The sequence below is a fragment of the Terriglobia bacterium genome (assembly GCA_020072565.1).
Taxonomy (GTDB): Bacteria; Acidobacteriota; UBA6911; order UBA6911; family UBA6911; genus JAFNAG01.
In genome coordinates, this window is the sequence record JAIQGI010000092.1 from 1 (window position 1) to 16,464 (window position 16,464).

At 58.2% G+C, this 16,464-nt stretch carries 14 protein-coding genes; 7 read left to right on the forward strand and 7 right to left on the reverse strand.

Annotation, left to right across the window (positions count from 1 at the left end; all coding sequences use genetic code 11):
* Window positions 1–543 precede the first annotated feature (543 nt).
* From LAP85_28280 to LAP85_28290, 3 genes are all read right to left on the reverse strand, one after another.
* The gene (locus LAP85_28280; GenBank protein ID MBZ5500310.1) at window positions 544–1,002 is read right to left on the reverse strand and encodes a rhodanese-like domain-containing protein; all 459 of its coding nucleotides are present in this window, start codon (window positions 1,000–1,002) and stop codon (window positions 544–546) included.
* A gap of 399 nt (window positions 1,003–1,401) precedes the next feature.
* Window positions 1,402–3,999, reverse strand: coding sequence for an ABC transporter permease (locus LAP85_28285; GenBank protein ID MBZ5500311.1), 2,598 nt, complete (start codon window positions 3,997–3,999; stop codon window positions 1,402–1,404).
* A gap of 21 nt (window positions 4,000–4,020) precedes the next feature.
* Window positions 4,021–4,353, reverse strand: coding sequence for a PadR family transcriptional regulator (locus tag LAP85_28290; GenBank protein ID MBZ5500312.1), 333 nt, complete (start codon window positions 4,351–4,353; stop codon window positions 4,021–4,023).
* Window positions 4,354–4,802: 449 nt separating this feature from the next.
* Here LAP85_28290 and LAP85_28295 point away from each other — a divergent pair, with 449 nt between their 5' ends.
* Window positions 4,803–6,692, forward strand: a complete 1,890-nt coding sequence (locus LAP85_28295; GenBank protein MBZ5500313.1) for a glycoside hydrolase family 127 protein — start codon at window positions 4,803–4,805, stop codon at window positions 6,690–6,692.
* Window positions 6,693–6,703: 11 nt separating this feature from the next.
* A complete protein-coding gene (locus tag LAP85_28300) occupies window positions 6,704–6,898 on the forward strand; it encodes a hypothetical protein (GenBank protein ID MBZ5500314.1) in 195 nt (64 codons plus the stop codon).
* Between the two features lie 121 nt (window positions 6,899–7,019).
* Here LAP85_28300 and LAP85_28305 read toward each other — a convergent pair whose 3' ends face one another.
* Together LAP85_28305 and LAP85_28310 are read right to left on the reverse strand one after the other, a co-directional pair.
* Window positions 7,020–7,424: a VOC family protein gene (locus LAP85_28305; protein MBZ5500315.1), complete on the reverse strand. Its 405-nt coding sequence runs from the start codon at window positions 7,422–7,424 to the stop codon at window positions 7,020–7,022.
* Window positions 7,417–7,788, reverse strand: a complete 372-nt coding sequence (locus LAP85_28310) for a hypothetical protein (GenBank protein ID MBZ5500316.1) — start codon at window positions 7,786–7,788, stop codon at window positions 7,417–7,419. The genes LAP85_28305 and LAP85_28310 overlap by 8 nt, the downstream gene beginning before the upstream one ends.
* A 513-nt stretch (window positions 7,789–8,301) precedes the next feature.
* Here LAP85_28310 and LAP85_28315 point away from each other — a divergent pair.
* A complete protein-coding gene (locus tag LAP85_28315; protein ID MBZ5500317.1) occupies window positions 8,302–9,513 on the forward strand; it encodes a hypothetical protein in 1,212 nt (403 codons plus the stop codon).
* A 189-nt stretch (window positions 9,514–9,702) separates the two neighbouring features.
* Here LAP85_28315 and LAP85_28320 read toward each other — a convergent pair whose 3' ends face one another.
* Window positions 9,703–10,542 (reverse strand): alpha/beta hydrolase, encoded by an 840-nt coding sequence (locus LAP85_28320; protein MBZ5500318.1) that lies wholly within the window; start codon window positions 10,540–10,542, stop codon window positions 9,703–9,705.
* Window positions 10,543–10,677: 135 nt separating this feature from the next.
* Here LAP85_28320 and LAP85_28325 point away from each other — a divergent pair, with 135 nt between their 5' ends.
* From LAP85_28325 to LAP85_28335, 3 genes are all read left to right on the forward strand, one after another.
* On the forward strand, window positions 10,678–12,198 hold the full coding sequence (locus LAP85_28325) for a twin-arginine translocation signal domain-containing protein (protein ID MBZ5500319.1): 1,521 nt from the start codon (window positions 10,678–10,680) through the stop codon (window positions 12,196–12,198).
* Window positions 12,199–12,288: 90 nt separating this feature from the next.
* The gene (locus tag LAP85_28330) at window positions 12,289–12,651 is read left to right on the forward strand and encodes a hypothetical protein (GenBank protein ID MBZ5500320.1); all 363 of its coding nucleotides are present in this window, start codon (window positions 12,289–12,291) and stop codon (window positions 12,649–12,651) included.
* A 1,211-nt stretch (window positions 12,652–13,862) separates the two neighbouring features.
* A complete protein-coding gene (locus LAP85_28335; GenBank protein MBZ5500321.1) occupies window positions 13,863–14,993 on the forward strand; it encodes a hypothetical protein in 1,131 nt (376 codons plus the stop codon).
* A 161-nt stretch (window positions 14,994–15,154) separates the two neighbouring features.
* On the opposite strand, the gene LAP85_28340 is transcribed toward LAP85_28335, so the two are convergent.
* Window positions 15,155–15,454 carry an FtsX-like permease family protein gene (locus LAP85_28340; GenBank protein MBZ5500322.1) on the reverse strand — a complete coding sequence of 100 codons (300 nt, stop codon included), beginning with the start codon at window positions 15,452–15,454 and terminating at the stop codon, window positions 15,155–15,157.
* A gap of 292 nt (window positions 15,455–15,746) precedes the next feature.
* Between LAP85_28340 and LAP85_28345 the strand changes: the two genes are divergently transcribed.
* A complete protein-coding gene (locus tag LAP85_28345; protein ID MBZ5500323.1) occupies window positions 15,747–16,019 on the forward strand; it encodes a hypothetical protein in 273 nt (90 codons plus the stop codon).
* The last annotated feature ends 445 nt before the right edge of the window (window positions 16,020–16,464 follow it).

Genomic DNA, 16,464 nt, shown 5'->3' on the forward strand with positions numbered 1-16,464 from the left:
CTTTGATCGCTTCCACCGCTACCTTGGCCTTGAGTGTCCCATCATACCGCTTCCGCTCTCTTTTCATCGCTCGCTCCTCCGAGGCGGCAGCGATTTTACACCTTAATCACCTGTCCAGTTTTTGGGGTACACCATAATCCATCCAAAACCCCCAGTGCACAAAGGATCCAGGCACAGGTAGACATAGCTGCGTACAGCGAAGTTTTCAGGTCCCTGACTGGCCAGCAGAAATCAGGGATGCTCCACTCGTTAATATGTTTTTGGCCCTGAATCGAAATAGGTAAACGCGTGGAACGTCCCCCAGATTTCGCTGCCTGCAGCCATCGTTGGCATCACTCAATGTTATCCCAGCAGGGTGAGCAACAAGGAGGTTCTTTGGCTCCTCACGTTGATTCCAAGTAAGTACAGCGGTGATCGCACCTTACTCAGAACGATGCGTCGCCGCTGGAGGTCCATGCAGGCGTGGTTGGAGTTGACGCCGGACGCCGGAACACCTGCGCCGGCAATTACGGCATCTTTCATTACAGTCCTAATGCAATGAGGCTACCGGTAGACGGCGAGCCTGGTAAAGCCACTCCACCGCAGAACTTGAACGATCGTGCCCGGATTGGCGCACCAGATCTCATCCTGAGAACAGTCGATGACCATAGGCCGGGCCACAGGCAATTCGATCGGCGCGCGCACCTGCAGCTCGCCGAACGGTATGTTGACCGCACCATCCAAATGTCCTCGCCGGAATGCATCCCGTTCGCGGATATCCAGGATGACCGGGTGGACTGAAGCTATTTGCCGTTCCAGCTCCTGCTTGTTGATCATGGTGATCGACGCTTCAGGCACGCCCTTGAACACGGTCGCCTTCGCCGGCTCTTTTGCCTTTTCGCTTCCGGGAACCCTCCGATTTGGCCAGCGGGCACCCGGCATTTCTTCCGGATTCAGCACCTGTCCGATGCCATGATCGATTCGGAAGTAGAAGGTCAACTTCCCCTCCATCTTCGTCTTCATCTCCGTTCCGTCAGGACCCGGATGGCTCTGCGAACGAAACTTCCACCGCTGCACGGCTTCGCGAACCGCAGAGGCAAGCAAGGGATCCGGAGCCTCCATGACAATAATGGTCTCCACCCGTCCATCTTCGGTAACGATCACCGATACCACGACAACACCGGTCAGGTGCTTATCGATCGCCGGCTTCGGATAGGTGGGCTTCGGCGCATCCATGGCTGTCCAGCGCATGCCCACTTCATCCAATCTGGAGAAGCCTTGGGCCACGACGGTAAAATGTGCCGACGCAACCATCATGGAAGCTGAGACTACTGCGCCCCAAACGATCCGGCATACGATCGAAAATGAACTGTCCCTTGCCCTACTCTTCATGAATGACTGCTCCTTCCTCGCGGCGTGCGTTCACTCGTGACGCAACGCTACGACCGGATCCACTCGTGCCGCCCGGATTGACGGCAGGAGACAGCCCGCGACGGCCGCAGTCAGGATGATCAGCGACGCAATGGTGAATGTAAGGGGATCCAAGGGTTCAACCTGAAACAGGAGCTTCTCGACGTACTTCGTCAGCCATAACGCCGCACCGACCCCGAGCACCCAGCCGGCTGCTGCAATCCACAATCCCTGCCGAAAGACAAGCCGCACGATGTCGGTTGTAGTTGCACCAATTGCCATGCGCACACCAATCTCCGATACACGCCGCCGGACGGAGAATGCGAGCACCGCATACAGGCCGAGGGCGGCAAGCAAGACCGTAACGACGCTGAAAGCCGAGAACATCGAGCGCCCCACACGCCAGGATCGCGTCTGGTCATCCACAAGACCCTCGACCGGCTGAACGTCAATAAAGGGAAGATTGGGGACCTCGCCTCGAACCACGGCGGCAATGGACTTTACGGCTCCGGCAGCCGGCCCGCGCGTCCGAATCAATATCGATTGCGGAATGCTCCTGGCGGCCTGTGCGAGGGGCACAAACGTCTCACCTCCGGAACGCTTGTACCCCGCCGATGCGCGGCGCGACTGGCACACGCCGATCACTCGGTAGGTATAGCCGGCCGAAACATACTTGCCGACCGACGGCTCCCCCGGCCACATGGTTTCGGCCATGGCTTGGTCGATGATCATCACCCGCTCGCTTGCCTCATTGTCGGCGTCTGTAAACGCCCGGCCGGAGATCATCGGGGTTCCCAAGGTGAAGAAATACTCCGGCGTAATCGCTGTCTTGGCATGAGCACCTCCGTCTTTACCATTTACGCCCTTCATGAAACTTACGGAGATCGAGCTGGTTCCGGCGCCGAACAGGCTTCCGTCGGAGAGACTGATGCTTTCGATCCCCGGCAGACGCCGGATGCGGTCCACCATCAGATCGAACACCGGCCGGATCTCCCCTGCACTCTGAAACCCGGCTTTTTTGAGGTTGCCCGTCGCGATGACCACGTGGTCCAGGTCGACGCCCAGCCCTCTGCGGGTGTTCTGCACACTGCGCACAAAAAGGCCGGCACAAACCACGAGGATCAGGGCAAGCGCGACCTGGAGCATGAGGAGCGCCTTGCTGAATCCATTCCTGTCCGACGCCGATATGGAACTGCAGGCCAGCCCGGCCGCATCGACTCGAGACACCTGAAGCGCAGCGATCATGCCGCTCATGGTTCCCGCAAGCATTGTCAACGCGCAAGCCGTAGCAAAGAGCCGCCAGTCGAAAAGGCTGATGCCGGTCGTGAATGAGAAAAAGGCCTGAAGAGCCGATGCCAGCCATCCGGCGGTCAGCGCGGCCGCCGCCCCCGAAATGAGTGCGAGCACGAGATGTTCCGCGGCATGTTGCGCGAGTATCCGGGACCGGTCCGCGCCAAGCTGGAGCCGGATGGCGATTTCCCTTCTCCGGTCCAGGGCGCGAATCGACGACAGCCCGGCGACATTGGCGCAGGCGATCACGAGCACAACCAGCGCGCCGCCGGCCAGCCACAGCGCCAGCCGCTCGGCATCGGGATCGCGCCTGAAGTCTTGAAGCGGTTCGAGTTGGGACTTGCCGCGCAACATGGCCCGTTCCACCTGAGCTTCGGGGAATGCAAGCGACTCGATTTCCGCCGCCGCCTGCGGCAGAGTGACGCCGTCGCGCAACCTCCCGATCGTCTGCAGCCACCGGGCGGCGCTGTCGCCAAGCAGGCTCCTGCCGGTGAAAGAGCAGATGTCGGGAGCCGCGGGGAGAAGAACCCAGGCGTCCACAGCCTCAGGCTCCACGCCGCGAAATCCCTTGGGAGCAACTCCGATGATTGAAAACCCACGCCCGCTGATCGAGATCGATTTCCCGAGCACATGCGGATCGCCGCCATAATCGCGCTGCCATAAAGCGTAGGACAACATGACCCCCGGCTGGCGCCTCTCGGCGTTTTCGTCGGTCATGAAGATTCTGCCGATGGCCGGCCGGGCGCCGAGAATCGGGAAAAACGAGGGCGTCACACACTCCACGCAAAGCAGTGCGGCATCCGCGCCGTTTCCGAAACTCAGGCTCATGCGATCGTATGCGGCAACGTCCAATAGCTTGCTTTGGTCCCGGATGTCGGAGTATCGGACGTAGTCGTTAACCTCACGCAGGCTGACCAATCGTTCCGGCGCCGTCACCCCATCGGGAGGCTGGAACATGAGGGCATTGACGAGATCGTACATGGCCATGTTCGCGCCAACCCCGATCGCCAGGGTCACCACCGTCACGATCACGATTCCCGGCTGCCGGCGCCACTTGCGCATGCCCTCCGCCGCGTCGCGGAGGAAGTTGGCTACCCAGGGGATGCGGTGCGCGTCGCGCACTTCTTCCTTGGTTTGCTCGATGCCGCCAAGCCGCAGCCGCGCGGCGCGCGCAGCCTCTTCCGGGTTCATTCCGGACTGCCGGTATTCCATGGTGAGCAGTTCGAGGTGAGCCTCAATCTCGTCGTCGAGGTCGCGGTCGAGCTGGTTCCGCATGAGGAGCGCGCGGATGCGTGCCAGGAAAATCCAGAGCGAGTCCATCCTTTCCTCCCGGAATTGACTCTATTGAGCCTCCAGAAACCGTGCCATGACGGCGGCCGTCCGGCGCCAATTTTCCTCTTCGGCCTCGATCTGCCTGCGTCCCGAGGCGGTGAGCGAATAGAAACGGGCGCGCCGCCCCGTTTCGGAAATCCCCCATTTCGACCTGATCCAGCGCCGTTGTTCGAGGCGCACGAGGGCCGGATAGAGCGTTCCATGGTTCAGGCGCAGGACATCCCGCGAAACCTGCTCGATCCGCCTGGCGATGCCGTACCCGTGCATTTCCCCCAGAGTTTCGAGCGTTTTGAGCACCATCAGATCCAGAGTTCCCTGAAGCACATCGGTCTTGTCCGGCATCGATACCCTCGATAATATATTGGATTTCCATAGATAGCATACGGTCACACCTGTTGAATGTCAACCTATTGCGTTGCCGCCACTGGCATTGCATCCAAAAGCACTTGAACGACCTTGTATGATGCTATATGTGAGATGCAGCATGGCGATCCTGGAATTTCTGCGGACAATCAACACAGGCTTTGAGGCAAAAAATGATTGGCGATCCGAAGCCGGCGCGATAAGGTAGCTTCGGATCAATGATACATGGGGAAAAGCCCGGGTTTTGCCGCATGAGCGCGCCGCTCTTGGGTCGCCTCGCCGGCAACGCCGCGGAGCGCCGCGTTCCAGTTCCTCGAATATTCTGGATACCTTTGCCATGAGACAGAACGCGGACCCCGGCCACAGCGGGCCAAGCCGTAAACTATCGACCGGGGGCTCGGGCGAGCCCTGAAAGGGGAGGTGGCGAAATGGATGAGATGCTGAGCAGGCGCGATTTCCTGGGTACAATGGGCTCGGCGGCAGCGGCCTCGGTGGCGTTGACGCCGCTGGCCCAGAGCATGCCGGCGGCGCAAAACACTCGAGCCTCGGCGGCGGCCTTGAGCAAGACGACCCCTTACAAAAAGGTGGTGATCGAGCCCTTCGACTACGCCGGCGTCACCCTGCGCCAGAGCCTGTGGCAGCGCCAGGCCTCGTCCGGGCGCGATTACTACCTGAGCATCTCCAATGACGACATCCTGCACGGCTATCGCGTGGCGGCCGGCACGGCCAACGCCCCCGGCAGGGCGCTCGGCGGCTGGGCCAGCCCCAACTCCAACACCGTCCTCGGCCAGTGGCTGCAGTCCATGGCGCGCATGCAGCGCGCTTACGGCGACAAGGACCTGCTGGAGAAGGCCAACATCCTGGTCAGCGAATACGCCAAGTGCTGGCCGGCCATGTCCGGCGGCGCCGCGCGCGGCGGCTTGAGCCATTATCCTTATGAGAAGCTCGTCGGCGGCCTGCTCGACATGCACCATTACGGCGGCCATCCTGAAGCCCTGGCGCTGTGCGACAAGATCACCGAGGCCGCAGTGACTTCGTTCAATCGCGACTGCGTGCCGGCCAATCGCGAGCCTTGGGAACTGCACTCCGGCCGCCCGGGCGAGTGGTACACGATGCCGGAAAACCTCTACCGCGCCTACCAGCTCACGGGGAATTCGCTGTACAACGAGTTCGCGAACGTCTGGCTCTATCCGGCCTATTGGGACAAGTTCGCCGCAACGGCCGATCCGAAGGACGCCCAGGGCGTACACGCCTACAGCCACTGCAACAGCTTCTCGAGCGCGGCCGTGGCTTACGACGTGACCGGCGATGAGAAGTACCTGCGCATCATGAAAAATTTCTACGATTGGATGCAACGTCGTCAGACCTACGCCACCGGCGGCTACGGCCCCGACGAGCGCTTCGTTTACTCCGACGGCGCTTTGGGCGATTCCCTTGAATGCTACTCGGCCAGCTTTGAGTGTCCCTGCTGCTCGTGGGCCGCGATCAAGCTCTCGAGATACCTGATGATGTACACCGGCGAGGCGCGCTATGGCGACTGGATCGAGCGGCTGCTCTACAACGGCGTCGGCGCGGCGCTGCAGATCAAGGATCGCGGCGTGCACATGTATTACATGGATTATCACCTGGGCTCGGCCCTGAAATATTATTCCCGCAACGCATTCACCTGCTGCTCGGGCACGTATTTCCAGAACATCACCGAGTATTCGAACCTCGTTTACTTCAAGGACGCCAGAGGGCTCTTCGTAAACCTTTACCTCCCCTCGGAGGTCGAGTGGAAAGGCCCGGCAGGCACCGTCAAGATCGCACAGACGACGGGATATCCCGAAGCCGGGGCCAGCACACTCAAGCTGTCGATGGATCAGCCGGCTGCGTTCGCGCTCAGACTGCGCGTGCCGGGCTGGTCGAAGGGCATGACCGTCAGGGTCAACGGGCAGACCCAGACGGCGGATATCAGGCCGGACCAATGGGCCACGGTCAGCCGCGAGTGGAGGCCGGGCGACACGGTGGAGATCACGATCCCGCTGCAGTTCCGCCGCGTGCCGATCGACGAACAGCATCCCAATCGCGTCGCCATCGTGCGCGGGCCGGTGGTGTACGGGCAGGAGGATCCGCACAAGTGGCTGTCGGATATCCCGGCGAGCGACGACGAACTCGACAAGCTGATGAAGCCGCTGGCGAACGACCCGGCCGTCTTCCAGATCGACAACGAGCCCGTGGTGCAGCAGCGCAACGCCTTCAAGCCGTTCTACCGCTTCGTCGAGCTGGAGCGCTACCGCATGTACTTCGATCCCAGGCACCGCCGCGTGCTGTGGTGAAAGCCTTGGGTATGGGATCGCATTTTGTCAAGATCGCCGCGGAAGCCAGCGAACGCTATCGTCTGTCCTATTGGGACGGCGCGATCGTCGCGGCTGCCGATCTTCTGGGCGCGGGAGTCCTGTACATCGAAGATCTGAAGGATGGCCAGCAATACGGGACCGTTCGCGTCTGCAATCCGTTCTGGAAGCGTGGCCGTCGCGAATGAGCCATCTCCCGGTGCCGCGTGCTGCCCCCGGGGCTTCGGCGTTTACCTGCTTGCCACAAAGGCGCCGCGGCGCAAAGACGCAAGCGCTGTCGTTCGGGGAAAATCCTGGGGGCAGCGGCTGTCAGCTCGCCTTGGGCTTCGCAATCTCGCTGAACAGGTAGAGTGTGAGGCCGTTGGGCTCCTTGAGACAGAAACTGCGATGCCCCCATGGCTGAACCGTCAGCTCCTGCTGTACAGGCAATCGCCGTCCGACAGCTCTGCGGTACGCCTCCTGAACGTCCGCCACCTCGATCACCATGAAAGCACCCTGAGGAACCCTGTCATCCCAGAGATGGGATGAGCCACCGCCTCTTGGGCGCGTTATTACCTCAATCATCCCGGAAGCAGCACTAAAGACGGTGCCGCGATCGTCTGGTCCGCGATCCCAGGAATCAACGATGGCGAACTCAAGGCCATCTCGATAAAAGGAGACGGTTCTTTCGTATTCCGCCGTCAGGTAAGCGAAGCGAAATTGTCCACTATTCATAGCCGGACCTCCTGAAAATTGTCCGCTTCCTCAAATGGTACCAAACCACGAGTCCCGCTTCAGACGGATTCTGGACTCTCCTGCAATTCATCATGGGTTCCATCAGAACTTCGATGAGCAGATCGCCGGCCTTGACAAGGCCGGCCAGTGGCCGGACGCGGCCGGCTGAGGCGGTCCCGGGCTCATGTGCTTTCAAGAGGGCCGCCCTTGCCTTGAGTGCGCCCGAAATCAGCGCGGGCCCGGGGCCCCCTTTCAAGGACGCGGCAGCTGCTTCCCATCCGAAATCGGGGATATTTTCGAGATGCTTCCAGGCCAGGTGCACCATCCCCACCGACCCGCTCCAAAACAATTCCCTATCATTCACATGGCCCCCCTCGGATCCTTCTCGGCGCGGAGGTCCGCCGTTTCAAATCTCCGAGAGCATGCAAGGGCAAAACTGGACACCCACTTCCCCCGACGCCTTCAGTGGGTGTCCACGTTGGTTAGCGCAAATATTTCAGGCTGTTTTTTGAAGTTAAGGCCTGATGCGCGCGGCTCGGAGCTATTACGTTATTCGGCTCAGGTTCCTTGAATGCCACCTGATCACACACGTACCAGTCGGGTAAGGCCATCCCTTAGTTTCGAGTTTTCTTAAATTGGCCTTAAAGTCAAATTCCGGGCCTGTTTTCTCGATTTAAGGGGTCTTTTACAAGTGAGAAATCGCAGATATCAAATTCTGTCAAAGCTTTGCCGTCGTCAGTCCCCCGTTTCCCCGTTTCCATTTCCTTGAAAATGCCGTGCCAGGCGACATGGAACTGGCGTAAAATCGCGTTTGTGATCGGGCTTGAGCTCCGGGCAGCGGCAGCGGGAATCGCTCCTCTTGGTATGGAGGCTACAAATGTCCAGGGATGTTCTACCGAGGCAAAACGCTGAAATGCACGTCGTTACTACTAAGATGGGCCGCGTTTCCGTGCTGCTTCTGCTGCTCATCGGTGTGCCGGGAGTCGCGTTATCAGCTCAGGACCAAAACACACGAATCGAGATCAGCCCTCCGAATCCGGTTTCGAATGACAACATCGTTTACCGGCTGAGCGGAACCTGGCGGGACAGCTGCGTTCCGCAGTCGCCGAAAGTCTCCGTTTCTGCGGGAGAGGTGCGCATCCGCACCTCAAACCCCGGAAGTGCCTGTGCCCAGGTCCTCACACCTTGGAGTCTGATGGGCTCTCTAGGTGAATTGACCCCGGGCGGCTATAGCCTCATCGTTGACTATTCGGGACCGGGCGCGCCGGCGGCTGTGGAAAAAGCCCGGACGTCTTTTTCGGTCGCGCCGTCGGCCACTTTCAACGAGGCCATCCTGCCGCTCGTCATTAATGGCACCGCTGCAGAAAAACTCCATTATCAGACGATTTTTACGATTCTGAACACCACGACGCAAAGTGTCAACGCGACCCTTCAGGTTTATAGCAATGAGGGAACTCCAGGCGGGGTTTTCTGCGCGCCGCTGGCGCCGCCGCCATCCAGTCTCACGGCGACGCTGAACCCGGACGAGCTATTTTTGCGGTTCACTTCTGCGGATCTGCCGTTTCGCAATGGCTGGGCCCGCCTCACCTGGGAAGGACCGTCCTCGCTTCTCGCCAGCGAAGAAGTGACGCTGGTGGCTGCCCCGCCTCCGCCCTGCCTCTTGATCTGCAACTGGCCATCCACAGAAAAAGTCTCCAGCATGCAGGTCCCGGCTATGGTCCCGGCGATTGAATTCAGGCTTCCCATCACATTCAACCCATACCGGCAGACCGCCCTGGCTCTCATCAACCCGTCGGCATCGGTGCCCGTCAACGTGAAACTTTCCATGCTGGATGCCTCGGGGAAGCCGGCGCAATTGGGAGTTCCTAAGTCATTTGACGTGAAGATCGGCCCGCTGGAGCGGATCAGCAAATTCCTCTGGCAAATGGCCACTGAGCATTCGGCCCTCACCGTGATCTTTCCGGTGCCGGAGAACTTTCAAGGGTCCCTAGTCCTGACGGCGGACAATCCATTCGTGGCGAGCGCGGTAAACTTCATGTTTCCAGAGGGCAAATTCGTTTCCATCCCGATTTTCACCGCGTCCCGCTGATGCGAACCCCACCAGGGGTCTCATGGAATTTTCCTGCCGAAATCCCCGTGCCTCGCGAGCATGAAGACCGCGGTGTGCGGCCGCATTACGCACTTAGCAAAAACAGCCCCCCGGCAATCCGCAGCGCACGGCCGACGATCTCCTTCCATACAGGCGCCCGTCCTGCCATTTATGGGTGCGGATTCGCATTCATCTCGGACCGATCTTTTCAAGGAAAGAGCGCAGACGATTGAGGTATTCAGTGCCTGCCGTGCCGATGAGGTCGTTGTGGCCTGCGCCGGGCACCGCGAAGAATTCCTTCGGCGGCGCGGCGAGGTCATAGAGCCTCCTGCCGAGCCGGAACGGGACGATCTCATCCCGATCGCCGTGGATGAAGAGCTTGGGGCAGCCGATGCCTTGTATCTTGGCAGCGGAATCGAACCTAACGCCTGTGAGCGGCTGCAGCAGACCGATCGGCATGATGGTCTTCGCCATATCCCATGCCGTCGTGAAGGTCGACTGCAGCACTATCCCGTCTACGGGCACCCTGGCCGCCAGGTCTACGGCGACGACTCCGCCCAATGATTCCCCAATCAGGACCAGCTTGCTCCCGCCGGCCGCCCGCTCTCTCTTCCACCACTCGTAAGCAGCCCGGGCGTCGAGGTAAAGCCCCTTCTCGGATGGTTTGCCTTCACTTCTTCCATAACCCCGGTAATCGATGATCATCACGTGGACGTTCAACTCACGGAGCAATCGGATCCAGCCGAGCCGATGGCTGATATTGCCTGCGTTGCCATGAAGAATCAGGAGTGTCGGCTGCGCTCCGGGTTGCGGGATGAACCATCCATGCAGCCTCACGCCGTCTTCCGCGACGATTTTCAGGTCCTGGTACTCGAGGCCGAGTAATGAGGGATCTCCCTCGAGTGCTTTGGAAGGAAAATAGACAAACATCCGTTCGAGCACGTTTGAGGTCATCACCAGCAGCAGGACGCCGCACAGAAAAACCAGAATTACCCAGTGCCGCCGGGCAAACCGGCCGGCTGTCTTCAAACGAGAGGTCACGGGTTGCTATTGTATTGTGGAATAACCAGCGTCAGGAAGTGAAAAGGCTCAGCCGGATGTGCTGCAAAGAAGCTTGCAGATAGTATTCCCGCTTCCTATGATGAAGGCTTCGGAGGAAGCCACATGGATCATGAATCGGATCGACGCGACTTTATTCGAGGTCTTGCGGCTGCGATTGGTGCGGCCGGCGTGAGCCTGAACTGGGCTGAGTGCGCTGATGCAGTGCAGGGTCCCGGCGCTGCGCCGAAGCCTCAGAAGGCTCCGGCTGGAAATCTGGTCGGGATTCAAATGGGTCCGCACACGATGCTCGATGAGGGCATCGACCGCTGCCTGGATCTGATTCAGGAAACTGCGGCAATCAACACGCTCTTCGTATACAGCCACGCCTATGGCGGCGACCTGCGCAAGCCGCTCAGCTATCTTGCGACCGACCACGGCGTGCCGCCGCACGACCAGCGCGCGCGCACTTTGCCGCTGGTCTGGGTCAAACAACATGATCAGTTCTTCGAGGACACGACCTTGCGTCACCAGAAGGTCGACGCGACCTTTGATTACTACGATCGCGACCTCTTTGCGGAACTCGTCGCGCCCGTAAGGAAACGCGGCATGAAGCTCTACGCGCGCATTCTGGAGTCGGGCTCGCGCGCGGTCCAGAACGTGTCGAAGGTCGCCACCGTCAACGTCGCCGGCCGCCCGACACAGACAGGATGCTGGAATCATCCTGAATACAAGGCGTTCTGGAATGCCCCCGTCGAAGATCTGTTCCGCAGCTACAATCTCGACGGCTTCCAGTGGGGCGCGGAACGGGCGAGTCCGCTCACGAACTTGATCCAGAACGGCAATGAAAACAGCGCGAGCTGCTTTTGCGAATTCTGCCGCGCGCGTGGCAAGGCCCAGGGGATTGATGCCGAGCGTGCGCGCAAGGGGTACGCGGACGTGCTGGCCTTCGTTCAGGGACTGCGCGCGGGCAAGCCGAGACCTGCCGACGGCACCGCCGCCGGCTTTCTGCGCATATTGCTGCGCTATCCGGAGGTCCTCGCCTGGGAATATCAATACCGCCTGTCGCGCGAGGAAGTCATGAAGGGCATGTACGACACCATCAAGAACATTAAGCCGTCGGCGCCCGTGGGCTGGCACGTCGACCACTGGGCCACGAGCATGGACATGATCGCCCGCGCCGCCATGAGCTATGCCGAGATGGCGCCGCACTCGGATTACCTCAAGGTCGTCGTGTATCATGCCGTGACCGGGCCACGCACGCGCTCGTGGGTCGCAAACGACCAGCGAAGCGTGCTCAGTGACCTGACACTCCAGGAGGCGCTGGATCTTCATTATGAACTCTTCGGCTACGACAAGAAGATCGAAGCGAATGCGACCGATGCCGTTGCGAAGCCAGGCTCGCCGGATTACGTGTATCGGGAGACCAAACGCAGCGTCGCGAGCGCCGAGGGCAAGACGAAGATTTATCCCGGCATCGGCTTCAACGTCCCCGGTGGCCCGCCGGAAGGTCCGGAGACGGTCTATGAAGCCGTCACCAAAGCATACGAAGCCGGCGCCGACGGGATCGTCGCCTCGCGCGAGTACGAGGAAATGACCGTCCCAAATCTGAGAGCCGTCGGGCGCGCCGTACGCGCGCTTAACTAGCTTCTGCTGGCATTCGCCAACAGCCTCAACCGATACACTCTCCGGGAAGATCTGTTTGAGGAGATAGTCGCTCGCCTGGAAACAGTGGATATGAAGGAGATGGCCATCGAAACCTGCGACCACATCCGCAAGGATACGTCCGCCGGCAGGTTGAAAAACCTCGAACCTTTCTCAGAGGACCTCGGTAGCTATCAGGCAAGGAATTATGTCAACAATCTGGCCATCCTGGGTTGGATCTGCCATATAGCGCTTGACCAGCCGCGTGATGCCATTCGCCCCGACCTCATGATCGAGATCAGAAGCGACATCCTCGAAGAGATCGACGGCCCGTTGCTCGTCCATGGCCTTCAAGGCTTCCAGTCCAAACCGATCCTGATCCCACGAACCAGCATCCACCAACCCAACGCCGACTTCCTGGCCGAGCACTACGAAATCTTCCGCAAGGCCAGCTGATACTCACGACCGTTGCATCTCGAAATCCAGAGTTGTCAAAGCCGAGGCATCGATGGGCATTGGTGGAATAGAATTGGTTCAATCGTCGACTTAATCCCACGCCGCTGGTATCCGCCCTTTGCGCTCGCGTTGATGCGACGAACCGTTTTTTGCCATGCGCCCATTTCCCGGCAATACTGAAGCTGTTCCCTCATTCGGCATCCTCTTCTGCCGTTATGGGTTATAATGCCCTCCGGGACGGGATTTCAGGGGACTTTGCCCCGGAAGTTGACATAACGGCCCCTTATCGGAAGTAGGCGAAGACGCTGCGAGCGGGATCCTGACGAGCCCGTGAAATACCTAAACGCAGCCATTCGTATTCTAGGCGTGCTTTCTTTTCTGAGCCTTGTTGGATTTTATCTGGCGTTGCACGACATCTGGCATGAATATGCAAGTCCCGAGGTCTGGACTCGCGCCGGACGCCCCCTTCCGGAATGGATGTCTCCTGTGCCTGGGTGCGCGCCTGAGTGGATGATGATGCAAGTGGGCTTTGTGCTTATCGCCGCCTTCCACATTTTGCTTTTCGTGAGGTTGTTGAAGGGGCTTTCTACCCTTACGTCTGATTTCGGGAAGACCGCAAATTCTTAATTCAGGAGGGGGCGTGGGAAAGGAGCAATTAACGGTGAGAGAGCTGCGAATCATTGCAGCATATAAGAAGATGTATGTACTGAATATGGTTGTACTGTCGATCGGGGTAATTTGTTCAGCCATAATTTTAATCTCGCATACAGGGAAAAAACCTTTTTCCGGAGTCGGTTTCTTGTTGGGGGGAAGTCTGGTGGGCCTTTATTTCTGGTTGACTATCAAAAAGTGGTTACAGATAGTTGATAAGTTAATGACATAAGTTCGACTATGAAATTCCGCGCCGACATGCGCCTCCATTCCCGTTATTCCCGTGCGGAAAGTTGATGAATTGGCAGGTCAAACGGCTACAAGATTGGCGTTCCAGGCAGATTATGGCCAAATCGGAGATTTGGATGTGGATTCCAATCGAACGATTATGGACGACAACGCGACTTACCGCTCGCAATGATAATTTTCATGTTGCCATGCGGCTGAGAGTCCTTGGATAATCGGAGCTCATATGCTTCGAGATGACGGAGTTGCAGATAGGGAGCGCTGCAAGGATACCTTTTGCTGAAACCAACATTCGACTATTGTAAGCAGGCGATATGTTTATGAACTTGGAGCTTTTCGTTTTGTTTCTCCTTGCTTCACAGCTTTATATCCCTGAAGGCTCAAGAATTGCGAAGCCTCAAGCGGGCCCTCCACGCGAGATTCATCAGGCCTTCCTGGCTGATGTTACCTATCCTCACCCCGATGAAACTCGTTGGCCTCCCATCAAAATCGGGCGATGTACTATTTCCTTTGACACTGATTCGGGCGTTGTCGTCAGTGGCAAGGACAATGAGCAAAGGCCCTGGATCGTATACATTGGAACGGAAGGTGGCGTAGGTTATTCGATTGCATGGACGGCGGATCTGGTATCAGGAGCCGAACCAGGTCTCCTGTTTGTACATTACTTTCCTCTCAACGGCAGATGCACAGAACGTAAGAGGATAACCATTATTTATTTTGATAAAGAAGGCCGACCTATACCATGGGAATTGGAGGGGCCTTTTAGACTGGATTTTTCATGGGAGAAGCAGAAGGGGCGAGGAATTCTTGAACTCGGGGACTGGAATCAAAACGGTCTTCCTGAAATTGTGCAAACCGAGTGCTATGCGCATGAATATCAGAAGCAGAACCTCGGTTACACTCCTTACGGCCTTATAGATGTCTATGAGTTAAAAGCCGGATTCTGGCGACGACTCCGCAACCCAGAACGGACATCCCACGAATTGACCTATCAAAAAATCGCCGCCCTCGGTGGACGCAAGCTGGCTCCAAGGCCGAAGAGTCTTTCAAATTTCATACCTGATTACTCCAACGATCGCGTCGAGGGAATTAGCGGCAGAATTTCCAAATTCGTTGCCAAGGATCCGAAAGCAAGGTGCGGCGTGCTCCGAGATTTAATATTTGACCATGACCAAATACGGGAAGCTACCAAGGAAGAAAAAATACAAATTCAAACACAGTGCGAGGATCACTTCATCCTTGAAAATGGCACTAGCTGTTTTGGCAGGCCTGGCATCATTCTTCTTGATAAGAACAAAACCGAGGCAGTTTTGGATTGGCGAACAAAACGCGCACATTCGCTTCTGGAACAGATCATATCCAATAAACTGGATGTAATTTTAACTGGGAAGGTTGAAGAAGATACCTGTTCCCCTACCTTGATTTGGGCCTACAATCGACAATAAAGAGCCTTCAGTCTCGTAACGGTTCCCAACAAAGGCGCGTTTCCGGCAAATTCGGCTTCATGCGGACGTATAGCGCCGTTGTGGTACAATGACCCTGAAACACTAGTTGGCTGGGAAGCCAGGTGCCGGCTTCGAACCGCCCTTCGCGCCCGGCCCGCACTTCAATCGCAACGCAGGGTTTGCACCGGGTCCACGCTCACGGCCCGTTTTGCTGGCACCAACGCTGAAGCGATCGCCGCCGCCATCACCACCAGCGCGGCGGCGACGTAGCCGGCCGGATCGAAGACGTCGAGTTGCTTCACGGAGAAAGCAATGCCGGCTCTGTACCAGCCGTAGTGGGCCGTCACGCGCGCCAACGCTAGCGCTGCCAGCGTGCCGAGGCCCGCGCCAACCACGGCCAGCCGCAATGACTGCCACAGCACCATGCCGGTCACGCGCGCCTTGTCCGCTCCCAGCGCCATGCGAATTCCGAATTCCTTCCGTCGCTGCACGACCGAGTACGAGCACACGCCGAAAATGCCGCATACGGTCAGCGCCAGCGCGCCCAGAAATCCGGCGATCGCGTAAAGCGCCCGGCAATACTGAAGCTGTTCCCAAATTCGGCATCCTCTTCTGCCGTTATGGCTTATAATGCCCTCCGGGACGTGATTTCAGGGGACTTTGCCCCGGAAGTTGACATCGGCCCCTTATCGGAAGTAGGCGAAGACGCTGCGAGCGGAATCCTGACGAGCCCGTGATTGCTGGATCAACAGCTTGTTCCGCCTATCCTTCGGCGTTCAACTGAAAATGGCGCCTCAGGTCGATCCGGAAGTCCCTGTGGCGGATCCGCTCCTCTCCAGAATCATGCTGTTGCTTACCAACGCCCGGGAATCCTGCACCGTGGAAGCTCTCCGTGCCAAATTGCAGGTGCGCAATCAGCGCCTGGTTTTTGCCCTGAGACAACTCTGCTCAGACGGCAAAGTCCAGCGGTCGGCCCGTGGGTTTGCAATTGTCGAGGATCAATCAGGCAAACAAAAGACCGAATAACATCCGGATTCCTTCCGTTCCCGTTATATAGCATCAAACGGGAACGGAAGGCCCGGCCACATTGAAAGGGGACTCAACAAAAAAGCGGGGAAACCCACATCCAATAGCCCTGCCACAGTCAGCAATTCTTCGCCTGCTTGAGCGCGCAGCGTAACACGCGCGATCTGAGTATCGTCCAGTTCCTCTTGCCAGACGTGTTGTCAGCATGGGTTCGTCACGCCGGTGACAATGAACTTCCAGCTCGCTGACTTCGCCGCCCTTCCATTCAACCGCTACCTTGACGCTGTGATCGAGCGCCGTCAAAACTAAGGTGTACCCCATTGTCTAGACAAAAACTCGGCCTTCTTAAGGTGCTTTCGCTGCCTGGTGTTTTTGTCTTTACATCAGAAAATAAAAAACCAGTAGGGCCTGTGGGAAATGTGGGAAAGTCTCGCTGCTTTTTGCG